This is a genomic window from Kordiimonas sp., from assembly GCF_965216265.1.
GTDB lineage: Bacteria > Pseudomonadota > Alphaproteobacteria > Sphingomonadales > Kordiimonadaceae > Kordiimonas.
Window position 1 is genome coordinate 1,823,571 of the sequence record NZ_OZ244153.1, and the last position, 13,488, is coordinate 1,837,058.

At 55.4% G+C, this 13,488-nt stretch carries 16 protein-coding genes; 7 read left to right on the forward strand and 9 right to left on the reverse strand.

The window, feature by feature from the left end:
• Positions 1-6 precede the first annotated feature (6 nt).
• Positions 7-1,617, forward strand: coding sequence for a malate synthase A (aceB, locus tag ACOOGA_RS08265; protein ID WP_420430449.1), 1,611 nt, complete (start codon positions 7-9; stop codon positions 1,615-1,617).
• Positions 1,618-1,681: 64 nt separating this feature from the next.
• A complete protein-coding gene (aceA, locus tag ACOOGA_RS08270) occupies positions 1,682-2,965 on the forward strand; it encodes an isocitrate lyase (RefSeq protein ID WP_417462351.1) in 1,284 nt (427 codons plus the stop codon).
• A 71-nt stretch (positions 2,966-3,036) separates the two neighbouring features.
• Here aceA and ACOOGA_RS08275 read toward each other — a convergent pair whose 3' ends face one another.
• Both ACOOGA_RS08275 and ACOOGA_RS08280 read right to left on the reverse strand, forming a co-directional pair.
• Entirely contained in the window at positions 3,037-4,236 is a 1,200-nt protein-coding gene (locus ACOOGA_RS08275) for a dipeptidase (protein WP_420430451.1), read from the reverse strand.
• Between the two features lie 48 nt (positions 4,237-4,284).
• Positions 4,285-5,655 carry an amidohydrolase family protein gene (locus ACOOGA_RS08280; RefSeq protein WP_420430453.1) on the reverse strand — a complete coding sequence of 457 codons (1,371 nt, stop codon included), beginning with the start codon at positions 5,653-5,655 and terminating at the stop codon, positions 4,285-4,287.
• 243 nt (positions 5,656-5,898) lie between these two features.
• On the opposite strand from ACOOGA_RS08280, the gene ACOOGA_RS08285 reads away from it, so the two are divergent.
• The 4 genes from ACOOGA_RS08285 (at position 5,899) to ACOOGA_RS08300 (ending at position 8,934) form a co-directional block, all read left to right on the forward strand.
• On the forward strand, positions 5,899-6,219 hold the full coding sequence (locus ACOOGA_RS08285; RefSeq protein ID WP_417462354.1) for a 2Fe-2S iron-sulfur cluster-binding protein: 321 nt from the start codon (positions 5,899-5,901) through the stop codon (positions 6,217-6,219).
• A gap of 30 nt (positions 6,220-6,249) precedes the next feature.
• Positions 6,250-7,635: a leucyl aminopeptidase family protein gene (locus ACOOGA_RS08290; protein ID WP_420430455.1), complete on the forward strand. Its 1,386-nt coding sequence runs from the start codon at positions 6,250-6,252 to the stop codon at positions 7,633-7,635.
• A 74-nt stretch (positions 7,636-7,709) separates the two neighbouring features.
• Complete coding sequence (locus ACOOGA_RS08295) at positions 7,710-8,075, forward strand: MarR family transcriptional regulator (RefSeq protein ID WP_420430457.1); 366 nt, start codon at positions 7,710-7,712, stop codon at positions 8,073-8,075.
• Entirely contained in the window at positions 8,068-8,934 is an 867-nt protein-coding gene (locus ACOOGA_RS08300; RefSeq protein WP_417462357.1) for an NlpC/P60 family protein, read from the forward strand. Before ACOOGA_RS08295 ends, ACOOGA_RS08300 begins: the two co-directional genes overlap by 8 nt.
• Before the next feature lie 81 nt (positions 8,935-9,015).
• Here the strand turns inward: ACOOGA_RS08300 and ACOOGA_RS08305 are convergent, their stop codons facing one another.
• A complete protein-coding gene (locus tag ACOOGA_RS08305; RefSeq protein WP_420430459.1) occupies positions 9,016-9,624 on the reverse strand; it encodes a c-type cytochrome in 609 nt (202 codons plus the stop codon).
• A 296-nt stretch (positions 9,625-9,920) separates the two neighbouring features.
• On the opposite strand from ACOOGA_RS08305, the gene ACOOGA_RS08310 reads away from it, so the two are divergent.
• Entirely contained in the window at positions 9,921-10,793 is an 873-nt protein-coding gene (locus tag ACOOGA_RS08310; RefSeq protein WP_420430461.1) for a prephenate dehydratase, read from the forward strand.
• Positions 10,794-10,809: 16 nt separating this feature from the next.
• Here the strand turns inward: ACOOGA_RS08310 and ACOOGA_RS08315 are convergent, their stop codons facing one another.
• The 6 genes from ACOOGA_RS08315 to dut form a co-directional block, all read right to left on the reverse strand.
• Positions 10,810-11,205 carry a hypothetical protein gene (locus ACOOGA_RS08315; protein ID WP_420430463.1) on the reverse strand — a complete coding sequence of 132 codons (396 nt, stop codon included), beginning with the start codon at positions 11,203-11,205 and terminating at the stop codon, positions 10,810-10,812.
• 12 nt (positions 11,206-11,217) lie between these two features.
• The gene (locus ACOOGA_RS08320; protein WP_417462361.1) at positions 11,218-11,457 is read right to left on the reverse strand and encodes a hypothetical protein; all 240 of its coding nucleotides are present in this window, start codon (positions 11,455-11,457) and stop codon (positions 11,218-11,220) included.
• A gap of 158 nt (positions 11,458-11,615) precedes the next feature.
• Entirely contained in the window at positions 11,616-12,026 is a 411-nt protein-coding gene (locus ACOOGA_RS08325) for a DsrE family protein (RefSeq protein WP_417462362.1), read from the reverse strand.
• Entirely contained in the window at positions 12,027-12,788 is a 762-nt protein-coding gene (locus tag ACOOGA_RS08330; protein ID WP_420430465.1) for a HesA/MoeB/ThiF family protein, read from the reverse strand.
• Between the two features lie 6 nt (positions 12,789-12,794).
• Entirely contained in the window at positions 12,795-13,001 is a 207-nt protein-coding gene (locus tag ACOOGA_RS08335) for a zinc ribbon domain-containing protein (RefSeq protein ID WP_417462364.1), read from the reverse strand.
• Between the two features lie 11 nt (positions 13,002-13,012).
• Positions 13,013-13,474, reverse strand: coding sequence for a dUTP diphosphatase (dut, locus tag ACOOGA_RS08340; RefSeq protein WP_420430467.1), 462 nt, complete (start codon positions 13,472-13,474; stop codon positions 13,013-13,015).
• Positions 13,475-13,488: the final 14 nt, after the last annotated feature.

The window sequence follows — 13,488 nt, forward strand, 5'->3', positions numbered from 1 at the left end:
GTTCAGATGTCAGCAGCAGCCAAACGCCTTGAAAGCACCTCGACGCTCGAGATCAACGCAGTTTCACGTGATCGCTATGAGACGATACTCAGCGAGGATGCTCTTGCGTTTGTCGCAGACCTTGAACTCCGGTTCGGGGAACGCCGCACGGCACTGATGCAAGCACGCACCGAACGCCAGAAGCGATTTGATGCTGGCGAGCTGCCCGATTTCCTCCCTGAGACCAAAAACATCCGCGAAAGCGACTGGAAAATCCTCAGCACGCCGGAGAATTTGAAAGATCGCCGCGTAGAGATCACTGGTCCGGTTGACCGTAAAATGATGATCAACGCCTTCAACTCTGGCGCCAATGTTTTCATGACAGACTTTGAAGACGCCAGCGCGCCGGTTTGGGAAAACATGATCGACGGGCAGCTTAACCTTTATGATTATGCCCGGGACCAGCTTGAATTCGCCGATCCCAAGTCGGGCAAAGAATATCAGATGGGCAAAAATGCTGCCGTCTTGAAAGTACGCCCACGCGGCTGGCACATGCTTGAAGGTCACGCGCTTTTGGACGGTGAGCCGATCTCGGCCTCTCTGTTCGATTTTGGTCTGTATATCTTCCACAACGCCAAAGCACTCCTGAACAAGGGCACCGGCCCGTATTTCTATCTGCCAAAAATGGAAAGCCACAAGGAAGCCGCGCTTTGGGACGAGGTGTTCACCCACACGGAAAAAACGCTGGGGCTGGCACACGGCACAATCAAAACCACGGTGTTGATTGAAACTCTGCCTGCCGCCTTTGAGATGGATGAAATCCTCTTTGCGCTCAAGGACCATATTGTGGGCCTCAACTGCGGGCGCTGGGACTATATTTTCAGCTATATCAAGCGCATCGGGAAAAACCCTGCCTATCTGCTGCCTGACCGGTCGCAGGTGACCATGGGCACAGCATTTCTAAAAGCCTATTCGCTTCTGCTCATCCGCACCTGCCACCGGCGCGGAGCACATGCCATGGGCGGCATGGCGGCCCAAATCCCTGTAAAGGGTGACGAGGCCGCAAATGACGCTGCGTTTGAGAAGGTTCGTGCCGACAAGGACCGCGAAGCAAGCTTCGGCCATGACGGTACCTGGGTTGCACACCCGGCACTGGTGCCTGTTGCGAAGGATGTTTTCGACCGCCTGATGCCGCACCAGAACCAGATCCACCGCACCCGCCTTGATGTGGAGATCGGGCAGGCAGAGCTTCTTGCCCCGCACGAAGGCGAACGCACTGAAGCAGGCCTCCGCGAAAACATCCGCGTGGGTATCCAATATATTGCTGCGTGGCTTCAGGGTCGCGGCGCCGTGCCACTTTATAACCTGATGGAAGACGCGGCCACGGCCGAGATCAGCCGCACGCAGATATGGCAGCAGCTAAAGCTGAGCGCCACGCTTTCAGACGGCCGCACCGTCTCAGAAGAATTGGTTCGTGATCTCTATGACGATGAGATCGCGAAACTGACAGCGTCCTTAGGCCAGGACCTTGTCGAGGGCAGCCGGTTGGCCGAGGCCGGTCGGCTGTTCCTCGACCTTGTTTTCAAGGACGAGCTCGAGGAATTCCTCACAACCCCGGCCTATGAGCTGATCAAATAACCCTTAGACAAATTTGCCCAACGCTACCCCCCGATGGGGCCTTGGATTAAGAAGGAGAGTACCCATGAGTAAGACATTTGAAGACCTGATCCCGAACACCCCCAAGGACCGCTACAAATATATTGAGCGGAACTACACGGTTGAAGATGTGGAGCGCCTGCGTGGCAGCCTCAAAATCGAACATACGCTCGCGGATCGCGGTTCGCGCAAATTGTGGGACCTCCTGAACACGGAAGACTATGTGCACTCGCTCGGTGCCATGACTGGCAATCAGGCCATGCAGATGGTTCGTGCGGGCCTCAAGGCAATCTATCTCTCCGGTTGGCAGGTTGCGGCTGACAGCAACACAGCTTCCGCCATGTATCCTGACCAAAGCCTTTATCCTGCAAACGCAGCACCTGAACTTGCGCGCCGCATCAATCGCACCCTTCAGCGCGCCGACCAGATCGAGCATGCCGAAGGTGGTGTTCAGCGCGACTGGTTCGCGCCCATCGTGGCTGACGCTGAAGCTGGCTTTGGTGGCAAACTGAACTCTTTTGAGATCATGAAAGCCTTCATCGAGGCCGGTGTTGCTGGTGTTCACTTTGAAGACCAGTTGGCGGCCGAGAAAAAGTGCGGCCACTTGGGCGGCAAAGTACTTATCCCAACCCAGCAGCATGAGCAAAACCTGCAGGCAGCACGGTTGGCCGCTGACGTTTGCGGTGTACCGTCGATCGTGATCGCACGCACCGACGCCGAGAGCGCCAAGCTGATCACCTCTGACATTGACGAGCGTGACCATGAGTTCATCATCGACCGTGACAACCGCACGCCAGAAGGCTTCTATCACCTGAACGCCGGTGTTGATCACTGCATCAAACGTGGCCTCAGCTTCGCCAAGCATGCTGACCTTCTGTGGTGGGAAACCTCAACGCCAAACCTTGACGACGCGAAGAAATTTGCCGAAGCGATCCAGAAAGAATTCCCCGGCAAGATGATGGCTTATAACTGTTCGCCGTCCTTCAACTGGGAAGCCAACCTGGACAAGGAAACCATTGCCAAATACCAGCGTGAGCTTGGTGCCATGGGCTACAAGTACCAATTTGTAACCCTTGCCGGTTTCCACAGCCTGAACCACGGCATGTTCCAGCTGGCGACCGGCTACCGCGACCGCGGCATGGCAGCATACTCCGAGCTTCAGCAGGCAGAGTTTGCTGCTGAGAAAGACGGTTACACCGCAACACGCCACCAGCGCGAAGTTGGCACAGGATACTTTGATGCTGTGGCCCAAGCCATCAGTGGCGGCACCGCATCAACCACAGCCATGGGCGAATCGACCGAGACCGCTCAGTTCAAGGCTGCTGAATAAAGTTTGTCCCTCACACCCTGTCCACTAAATGGGTGTATCTGGGCCGATCCCTTTCGGGGTCGGCCCCTTTTTTAACCGCCCCAGATATCCCGGTAGTAGCGTAGGAAATTACCACCCAATATTTTCTCAATCCGTCCAGATGAATGCCCGCGCCCGGCCATCATGTCGGCAAGTTGCTGGAACTGGCCCGGCCCCTGAATGTCGGGAATGAAGGGTACAACACCTTTCTTTTCACCTTTGGCTGAAATACCCGCCTTCTGGCGACGGCTGATCTCGTCATCAATGATCTTGTGATAACCCGCCATATCGTCAATGGCCGTGGTGCCACCGTCTGTGCCAATGCCCACATGGTCTTCGCCGCATACCTTGATGGCATGCTCAATATGCAGCACCACGTCCTCGGCTGTGGGGAAACTGTCTTCCTTCAGGAAAGGCATGAAGTAGATGCCCGCTACGCCGCCTTTGTCCGCCATCAGCCTCAGTTCTTCGTCTGTCTTGTTTCGTGGCAGGTCAGCAAGCGCACGGCAACCCGTATGCGAAATGCAAATAGGGCGGCTTGAAGCCTCAATTGCGTCAAGGCAGGTTTGCTCACCCGAGTGGCTTAGGTCCACAACTGTGTTGGTCGCGTTCAGCCGCGCTACAACCTCTCGCCCAAACTCCGTCAGGCCCTTGTTCTCCGCTTCCATGCTGCCGTCGCCAAGCTGGTTGCGGCCATTATAGGTAAGCTGGATAACCTTGACACCCAGCCCTGCGAACATGTCAACGCGCTCGGCATTGTCTCCCATCATGGCACTGTTCTGGAAACCCATGATGATGCCGATCTTACCCTCGCGTTTTGCCCTCTCGATATCTGCTGCTGTCCACACCTTCAAAAGTTTGTCGCTATGATGATTTATGATGCGGTTCCAACGTGCGATCTCACCCACGGTATATTCAAACGGGTCTTCTGGCCCTGCCACATACCCAAGCGTCTGGTTCACGGCGGTTGTGCCGGACGCAAAAGCATCCCTGAGTGCACGTGGATCAAGGCTAAGTGCCTTTGACCCAGCGACCGGGTTGGCCTTCTTGTCGCTTGGCAACATTCGGAGGTTGGGGTTCGAAATGCCGCCAAGATTATTGATCAGAATGATATCCTGCAGGCCTGTGTAACGGTCCGCATTTGCCAGCGCAGAAAAGCTTGCGCCCATCAAAGGCAAAGCACTGGCAGCACCGATGCTCAGGCGCAGAAAGTCCCGCCGGGCAAACCCGGTACTTTTGTCAAAATCCACCATTGTCAGTTCCCTCTCCCGAGCTGCGGTTTGTGCGCAGACCCTTCATTATTAGTTGGTTAATTCTTCTTCCGTAACCGGCACATAATCTGCGCGCGAGTATGGCTTGCCACCTTTTACCGTGAGCACTACGGAGCGCAGGTTTTTGATATCCTCTGCGGGGTTTTGGCTAACAAACAGTATGTCAGCCCGCTTGCCCACCTCAAGCGTGCCCCGGTCATGCTCAAGCCCAACCACGCGCGCACCGTTCAGCGTCGCCGCGCGGATCACCTCAAGCGGCGTTAAACCTGCACCCCCCACCAGCGTTTCAAGTTCATCAAATAGTGCAGGATAGGCAGCACCCGCTGGCAACACCACGTCCGTGCCTGTCGAAATCTCAACCCCTTGCGCATGGGCAAAGGCGGTCAGCTTTGCCGCGAATTCCGGCGGGCATATAGCTGGCCCTGCCTTGCGAGCGGGCCTGTTTTTGCGGCGCTCTTCAAGGTGCGTGTAAAGCCACAAGGTCGCATCCAATATTGTACCCTGCGCTTTCATCCGGTCATAAAGTGCCTTCAGCCGGTCATCCGACGGGTCCAGCGTACCGTATGGGAGTGCTACGCTGTGGTGATACTCAGCCGGTTTTTCGTCTGCGAGCTCCCACGCCAATCTGCACACGTGGGAAATAACATCCACCCCTGCACCCACCACCTCACCCGGCGTCGCGGGAAACACCATGCTGTGCGCCCAGATTTTAAAGCCCTGAAGTTGCGCTTCAGAGGCAATTCGGCGGACCTCCTCACCCGGCAAATTCGCGTAAATTTTTATTCCCGTTGCCCATGTACCGCGCGCCAGAGTTACGGCCTCTGTCATATTGGTCTCAGACGTGATCGCCTGCATCCATGGCACCTGGCCTGCAACCTCACCCTCGGCAGCTGACCCCGGCCTTGGGTCCTTGAAAAAGCTTGGGCCTGCCATCAGGGCTGAATAATAAAGGTCTGGTGCAGGGATTTTCTGGAGCCTGCTTTCACGTGCCAGCTCAGCAAGGGCGCGCATATCACCCGCCATGTCCCGCACGCTTGTGATACCGCTATAAATATAGCGCCGCATCAGCGCACGAGCCTTTGGCAAGTTCGGCATCGTGGCCATATGCACATGCGTATCAATGAGGCCTGGAAGGGCATACCAGTCGCCTGCATCCACTTGTTCGGTGTCTTCAGGCATCGTAGCTGTGAGTTCCGCCGACGGCCCGATCTTGATAATCCGGTCACCCTTCACGAGGATCGCCATACCTGCCTGCAGGGGCGTGCCAGTACCGTCGATGAGTGATAGCCCGCTATATAGCGTGAAGGTTTCTTGCTCTGCACCCGCGCCCTCTGCCAGCACCGAAACTGGCGCAAGCACCGCAATCCACAATAGCGACACCGCCGCACGCAAAGCCTTCATTTTCATCCCCCGTCATCGGTTTTCCTCAATACAGTATCGCTGCATCGCAAAACAACGACGGTAGTCTGGCTTAGGTAGGTTTGGAAATCCACCCTCCTGTGCACGCACGCCGAAGCTGGGCAGCATAAGCGCCTCAAAGATATCTGGATCAAGAGATAAGGGGATCAACTCTTTTTTATTGCGCGGGAAATGCTATATGAAAGCAAAGCCAACGGCCAACCCTGTCAGATTTAGGAATTTAGTATGGTTAAAGTGTCCGTGACCAACCTCGCCGGTCAAACCCAAACGATCGAAGCGGAGGAGGGGCTCTCCCTTATGGAAAACATCCGCAATAATGACTTTGACGACCTTGCCGCCATTTGTGGCGGTTGCTGCAGTTGCTGTACCTGCCATGTTTATGTGGATGCGGGGAATTATGCTGACCTGCCAGCGATGGAAGACGACGAGCAGTATCTTCTGGAAGATAGTGAGCACTTCCAGGATGGCGCTTCACGGCTATCCTGCCAGATTGAGGTAGATGGCTCGATGGACGGCCTCAAGGTCACCATTGCGCCGGAAGCCTAACTCACACACACCGCCCATCAGGAGCTCATCATGGCCCAAACGCCTACTCTTTTGACTATCAAACACAATGCGAAAGCCATACCCGTTCGCATCGTAAGTGCTGAGCTCCTTGAACAACAATCAAAAGACATCCGGGCCTGGGCCAAAGCCTCCCGGTTTAACGCTGACGCGGGTCAGTTCTTGCGTGTACCGAGCAAGGAAGGTGTGGAAGCTGTCCTCATCGGCACCGGCGGCGAATCGCTTACTCCCTGGAGTTTCGCTGACGCTGCCGCAAACCTGAGTGAGGGTGCGTACGCACTGGAAGGCACGGCTGCAGGCGAATGCGAGATAGCCGCACTCGGCTGGTGCTTGGCACAATATCGCTTCGACCGCTACCGCAGTGATGAGAACAACGGCCCACGTACGTTGGTCCTACCAGAAGGCACCAACGTTGAAGCAATCGAACGACTTGTTGCCTCCATTTGTCTGGTGCGCGACCTTGTCAACACTCCAGCGGAGCACATGGGGCCCGCTGACTTGCAGGACGCCGCCGAGGCTCTGACGGAAGAGTTTGGCGGAAGCTGCACCACAACAGTAGGCGAAGACCTGCTTGATGAAAACTTTCCCGCTATTCATGCTGTTGGCCGCGCTGCAGCCGAAGGCCGGGAACCTCGCCTGATTGACCTCCGGTGGGGCGATAGAGGACCAAAACTGGCCATTGTTGGCAAGGGCGTGTGTTTCGATACTGGCGGACTGGACCTCAAACCGGCATCCGGCATGCTGATCATGAAAAAGGACATGGGCGGCGCAGCCCACGCGCTCGGGCTAGCCCGCCTGATTATGGCATCAGACCTTAAAGTGCAGCTCCGCATGCTGATCCCCGCCGTTGAAAATGCCGTGAGTGGTAATGCCTATCGCCCCGGCGATGTGATCGCCACCCGCAAGGGCTTTTCTGTCGAGATTGGCAATACGGATGCCGAGGGCCGCGTGGTGCTATGTGACGCGCTAACGCTCGCCTGCGAAGACAATCCAGATCTGTTGATGGATTTTGCAACCCTTACCGGCGCCGCACGCGTCGCTTTGGGGCCCGACCTTCCCGCGACCTATAGCAACCATGACCCACTTTGGGCAGCGCTCGAAAAGGCTGCGACGGACCAGCAGGACCCGCTGTGGCGCATGCCGCTGTGGGGCCCTTATGATGCCATGCTTAAGAGCGAAATCGCCGACATGAACAATACTGCAGATGGTCCGTTTGGCGGGTCAATCACTGCCGCGCTTTACCTTCAGCGTTTCGTGGAGAAATCTGTGCCGTGGGTGCATTTTGATGTCTTTTCCTGGATGCCTGCTGCCAAACCGGGCCGGCCAAAAGGTGGCGAGGCGCAGGGTCTGCGCGCCAGCTTTGACGCCTTGAAAAGTTTCTTGAAGCTTGACGCATAGGGTGCAAACAGGCAGTCTTTAGAGCAATCCCGTGTAGCGTTTTCGGGGATCATTCCGGTAAAGGAACGGATACAGTGGCCGAGAAAACGAACCCGCGCATGTTGAAAATCTGGCACACCGCAAACCTTGACGGTGTGCGGTCAGACGCTCCTGACCTGACCATGCGGCAAATGACCCTTCTCCTGACAGTTTATATGACCAGAGATCCACACACTGTGCGGGGTCTGGCGGCCAAAATGAATGTAACCAAGCCGGTGATTACCCGCGCCCTTGATACACTGGGCCGTATGGGCCTCATCAAGCGCAAACGGGACGAAAGCGACCGCCGCAATGTGCTGGTGCAGCGCACGGTGAAAGGTGCTGTATATCTGAGCGAAGTATCTGACCGCATCCTGGCGGCAGAAAAGCTCGTTGACGAGGACATGGGCGACTATGAATGACCTGCTTCATTCTTTTGGCCTGCCCGCGCTACATGATCCTGAAGATTACCTCTCCACATCCTCGCGGCTAGTAAAGGCTACCCAGATCGACGGGGTCGTCATCCGCCCGGTCACCGCCCTCAAGGTAAAACCTGAAAGTACGTCTGAGACCTTAAGCGAAGTGCTTTATGGTGAACCTGTGCAATTGCTTGCGGAGATCCCGGGCTGGTGGTTCATGGCCTCAATTATTGACGGCTATATGGGGTGGGTCACAGAAAGTGCTATTGCCGAGTTTGAGGTACTGCCCACGCACCGGGTAAGCGCACCCCTTACCCATGTGTACCTAGAGCCATCCCTCAAGTCAGAGCCTCAGGTCATATTGCCCATGGGAGCATACCTCACACTACCGGGCCCGGTTGAAAACGGCTTTGCAGAAACAGCGTTTGAAGGATGGGTTTTTGAGAAGCACCTGACCGCCATTGGCAAAACTGAGGCAGATGAGGATGTTGTCACGGTGGCAGAGCAATTTATTGGCTCACCCTACCTTTGGGGTGGCCGGTCGAAATTGGGCATCGACTGTTCCGGCCTTATCCAACTGACACTCGCCCATGCTGGTTTCCGGGTATTGCGTGACAGTGGCCCGCAGTTAAGAAGCCTCGGGCGTGCGCTGTCGGCCCATGAGAAACCGTGCCGGGGCGACCTAGCCTTTTTCCCCGGGCATGTGGGGTGGATGATTGACGGGGTGCATCTTCTGCACGCGAACGCCACCAACATGGCTGTTACAATCGACCCTGTAGACGAGGTAACCGGATGGGTACAAGCCGATCTGGACAGAAAGCCGCAGGCAGGCCCCGCCTTCCTGGGCTATCGCAGGCTTTAGGTCTACCAAGCTATCCTCAAAAGAAAGGCGGCGCACCCAATAGGGCCACCGCCAATCCGCTCCCTTGAACGAAGCTAATTCTTAGTTGGATGCCTCTTCAGCGCCTTCTTCGGCCATTTCAGCATCGCCATCCACTGCTTCTTCAGCAGCTTCTTCTTCCGCAACTACCTCAGGCAAAGCCGGTGGGTTGTCAGAGAAAGTGCGAAGATACGCAATCAGGTCAGCACGCTGCTCGTCTTTCCGGATACCTGCAAACGCCATGGACGTACCAGGAACCGTATTTTTCGGACTAGCGAGCCATTCGTTCATCAACTCATACGTCCATGTGCCGCCATGTTCTGACAGCGCACCGGAATACCTAAAGCCATCAGTCGCAGCAACGTCACGGCCAAGAACACCATAGAGATTTGGGCCAGTACCATCACGACCACCATTTTCTACCGTGTGGCAGCTCTTACACTTGGCGAACTGACGCTCGCCTTTGCTCGCGTCTGCGGTCTGCAGCAGCTCAGCGAGCGACGGGCCTTCTTCCACAACTTCTTCCGCAGCATCCGTTGAAGCGACTTCAACGGTGAATGCTGGTTTGGCGTGTTCTTCGTGGAAAACGCTTTCGGCCACCATTGAGATCACCATGATCAAAAGGGCAGACGAAAGAACAGCCGCAAATACTTTATTCGATTCTAAGGACACAGGCTCTTCTCCTTGCAGGCGAGCAACTGGATAACAATGGCCCGCCCCTAGATTTCCCTGACAGACGCAGACCGGTAATTCGGGCGCGACAATAGCCGCTCATGACCCTGATTTTCAAGTCGTCATTTGCACCATTTTCGCACCTATTGGCAAAAAACAGCATTTTTTTCACTTCTTTTCCATGAGGCATAAGCGCACAGGGCCATAATCAGCCACTTAGCGCGTTGACTTGACCGGATTGCATTGGCACAAGGTCTTTGCATTTGTTTCAAAAATTTCCGGGTGAGTAAAATATCATGACAGGCCAGCCAACAGCGCCCAAGGGTGCCGCTGAAAACAAGATCGCCTTCCAGGGCGAACTGGGTGCTTATTCCCACATGGCATGCCTGGCCAAGTTTCCAGATATGGAGGTATTACCCTGCCCAAGTTTTGAGGATGCCCTTGCCGCTACAAAAAACGGACTTGCCCGGCTTGCAATGATTCCAATTGAAAATTCAACCGCCGGCCGCGTGGCAGATATTCATATCCTGCTGCCAGACAGTGGCCTTTATATTATTGGTGAGCATTTTGAGACCATTCGCCACTGCCTTCTGTGCCACAAGGGTGCGAGCGAAGAAACGCTGACCCGCGTGACAAGCCACGTACAAGCTATAGGGCAATGCCGCAAAAACCTGCGCGCGCTAGGGCTCGAGCGCTTGCCTTTTGCAGACACCGCAGGCTCCGCTAAACATGTGGCACAAGTAGGTGACCCAACGCTTGGTGCCATTGCCAGCGAACTGGCGGCTGAAGTGCACGGGCTCAAAATTCTGCGCAAAGACTTTCAGGACGAGGGACATAATACAACGCGCTTCGTCGTGCTTTCGCAAACACCGGTTGCCGTGGATGAGATTGAAGGACCCGTGATGACGAGCTTCACCTTTGAGGTCCGCAATATCCCGGCAGCCCTTTATAAAGCCCTTGGCGGCTTTGCCACCAACAGCGTGAACATGACCAAGCTTGAGAGCTATTACGAATCGAATAGCTTCACCGCCACAGAGTTTTATGCCGACATTGAGGGCCATGAAGGCATGGAAAACGTACACCGTGCCATGGAAGAACTTCGCTTCCATACCAAGCGGGTCCGTATCCTTGGCACCTACGGACAGGAACGCCCTCGCGGTGTAAGCTAAGGGCCCCTTAGGCCTCTTAGGCCGCTTTGAGCGCCCTGTCCGGCATCACATAATGATGTTTAGCATAGTCGCTATCTAGCGTTTCGCGGGTATAATATTGCTCCAGCACTGACGGCTTGGCCAGCAGGTCTTCATTATCACCCAAAAACGATTCGAAATCTGTGTGTGCACCACGCCGCTGTCGCTCATTGATGATCATCAGATACGCCCAGGTGATAGTCTCGTGGTAGAGGCCGTCTGCACCGTTTAGCTTCGCCCAGTTGATCAGCCTTGCGCGAAACCGCTCAATCGCTTCTGTCAGTGTAAAACGCGAAACATAGATCCACGCCAAATGCACATGAACCTTGTGGCTGAAAGCCTCGCGTGACAATACGCCGCTCTCGAATGTGCGAAATAGATTCAGGTCGTTCATTGTTTTGCCTCCTTACTCTGTGAGCCTATGGCTCACGCTCGCGTCAAGCGTGCACCCGTAGATATTCTTGAGCGCTGCGATCTTGGCGCGCGTCTCATTGGAGAACACCGGGTCATTGCCATCAAAAGCGTGCAGCACGATGCCTTCAAGAAGGTCACCAAGGGACATGTCGAGATACTCCGCTGTGCCTTTGAGGACCTTCACCAGCTGCTTTTCCATGCGCACGCCAGTCTGTACCCGCTCGATCTTCATCGCTTTTTCGCTCTCTGTGAAATAATGTTATCAATGTACCATGGTAACATTTTTATGACAAGAGGGTGACACTTGGATGTTAATCAGCCGAACATGCGCAGGCCTGTAACGTGGCGCATCGCACCGTTTTGAGACTTCGGATTTAAGAGGAAACCAGATCAGAACGTCAGCCAGTCGCCGCCTTCGCCTTTTTCAATGATCTCGGCTAGACCACCAACCTCGACTTGAGGTCGCGCAATAAGAGTGGTGGGGTCAATATCATATTCACGCAGTGCACTGTCACACACCACAAACCGCACATTCAGTGCCGCTATTCCGTCGAGCAGGACTTCTGTATCCGCCACACCGCGCGCATCAAGTGCCGCGTCCATCTCTGGTGCGGGTTCACCTTCACTTGTTTGCATAGCTGCCCAGCCAGCCTTCACAACAAACCGCACCGCAGCCTTGGAAAAGAAGAAGGTAACGGGTCGTCCCATCGCGGCGGCCGTAGCGCCGGTCATTAGCGCCATATGAACACGTTCCGCCCCGGCAGAGATCATCATGAGTGTCATGGGGCGTTTACTGGCCATCTATTTCGCTCCGCAACTTGGGCACGCCGGATCTTTAGGCAAGCCGATCTTGCGGACCATCATACTTTGCGCATCAACAAGCACCATCTTACCCGCAAGGCTTTCACCCGCACCGGTGATTTCTTTAAGTACCTCAAGCGCCTGCATAGTGCCAACCATACCCGCCACTGCTCCCAGTATACCGAAGTCAGCGCAGGTGCGCTCAGCATCTGCGCCCGGTGCTTCTGGCAGGAAACAGCGGTAACACGGCAACCCTTCGCCCGCATGAGGCTTAAAGGTGGCGAGCTGGCCTTCATATGGCCCAAGCGCTGCTGACACGAGCGTTTTACCAAGCGTAACGCATGTGTCGCTCACAAGGTGCCTGGTTTTAAAGTTGTCAGTACCATCTGCAACGATGTCATAGGCGTCGATGATGTCCTGCGCGTTATCGTCCGTCAGCCGCACCGCATGGATGTCAATCTTCACGTCCGGGTTAAGCGCCGCGATCTTCTCAGCAGCACTCATTGCCTTCGCTTTCCCGATATCTTTTGTTGTGTGGATCACCTGCCGCTGCAGATTGGAAAGCTCAACCTTGTCGTCATCAACGATGCCAATAGTGCCAACGCCTGCCGCCGCCAGATAAAGCAGCATCGGTGCCCCAAGTCCACCGGCTCCTACTACAAGAACGCGCGCGCGCAAAAGCGCCATTTGCCCAGCGCCACCAACCTCCTTGAGGATAATGTGGCGGGCGTATCGCTCCAGTTGTTCGTCGGTTAAATCCATTGCGGCCTAATTACCCAGGAAATCAACAATGTTGCCGAGCGCGCTGGTCTCCCCCCGGTAAAACTCGGTATAAGCGCACCGCCGACACGTCACGGCCGTGAACTTGCGGTTCTGCACGTTAAAAAACTTTGAAAGCCCACTCCCGGTCGCGGTAATTTCATCAGTATCAAATTCAGTGTGTTCACACTTCGGACATTGCCACTGCTCAGCCAAGACCGTTTCCCCTATTTTGTGCCTGTAGACCCAAAACCACCGGTACCGCGTTCAGTCTCATCGAGCACCTCAACTTCGACCCACTCACCCTGAGTAACAGGTGCAATAATCATCTGTGCGATGCGCATCCCACGCTCAACAGTGAATGGCTCGTTGGAGAGGTTGACGAGAATCACCTTCACTTCACCGCGGTAATCAGCATCAATTGTGCCTGGCGTGTTGAGGCAGGTGATGCCGTTTTTGGCCGCGAGACCGGAGCGCGGACGCACCTGCGCCTCAAAGCCGTTCGGCAGCGCCATGGCAAGGCCCGTTGGGACCATCGCGCGTTCAAGCGGTGCAAGCGTCACCGTTTCACCGTCCGCAAGAGCGGCATAGAGATCCATGCCGGCGCTTTGAGCGGTTTCATATTTTGGCAGTTTAAGGTCTGTCCCGTGAGGCAGCTTTACTACGTTGATCGCTACTTTCGCGCTCATAATCCCCTGATCCT

Bases quoted from the DNA above. Each gene is read 5' to 3' on its own strand.
- ACOOGA_RS08325 (WP_417462362.1), bottom strand. From the start codon at position 12,026: ATGGCCAGTAAACGCCCCATGACACTCATGATGATCTCTGCCGGGGCG.
- ACOOGA_RS08290 (WP_420430455.1), top strand. From the start codon at position 6,250: ATGGCCCAAACGCCTACTCTTTTGACTATCAAACACAATGCGAAAGCC.
- ACOOGA_RS08320 (WP_417462361.1), bottom strand. From the start codon at position 11,457: ATGAAGATCGAGCGGGTACAGACTGGCGTGCGCATGGAAAAGCAGCTG.
- ACOOGA_RS08300 (WP_417462357.1), top strand. From the start codon at position 8,068: ATGAATGACCTGCTTCATTCTTTTGGCCTGCCCGCGCTACATGATCCT.
- ACOOGA_RS08280 (WP_420430453.1), bottom strand. From the start codon at position 5,655: ATGAAGGCTTTGCGTGCGGCGGTGTCGCTATTGTGGATTGCGGTGCTT.
- dut (WP_420430467.1), bottom strand. From the start codon at position 13,474: ATGAGCGCGAAAGTAGCGATCAACGTAGTAAAGCTGCCTCACGGGACA.
- ACOOGA_RS08330 (WP_420430465.1), bottom strand. From the start codon at position 12,788: ATGGATTTAACCGACGAACAACTGGAGCGATACGCCCGCCACATTATC.
- ACOOGA_RS08285 (WP_417462354.1), top strand. From the start codon at position 5,899: ATGGTTAAAGTGTCCGTGACCAACCTCGCCGGTCAAACCCAAACGATC.
- ACOOGA_RS08315 (WP_420430463.1), bottom strand. From the start codon at position 11,205: ATGAACGACCTGAATCTATTTCGCACATTCGAGAGCGGCGTATTGTCA.
- ACOOGA_RS08275 (WP_420430451.1), bottom strand. From the start codon at position 4,236: ATGGTGGATTTTGACAAAAGTACCGGGTTTGCCCGGCGGGACTTTCTG.
- ACOOGA_RS08310 (WP_420430461.1), top strand. From the start codon at position 9,921: ATGACAGGCCAGCCAACAGCGCCCAAGGGTGCCGCTGAAAACAAGATC.
- aceA (WP_417462351.1), top strand. From the start codon at position 1,682: ATGAGTAAGACATTTGAAGACCTGATCCCGAACACCCCCAAGGACCGC.
- aceB (WP_420430449.1), top strand. From the start codon at position 7: ATGTCAGCAGCAGCCAAACGCCTTGAAAGCACCTCGACGCTCGAGATC.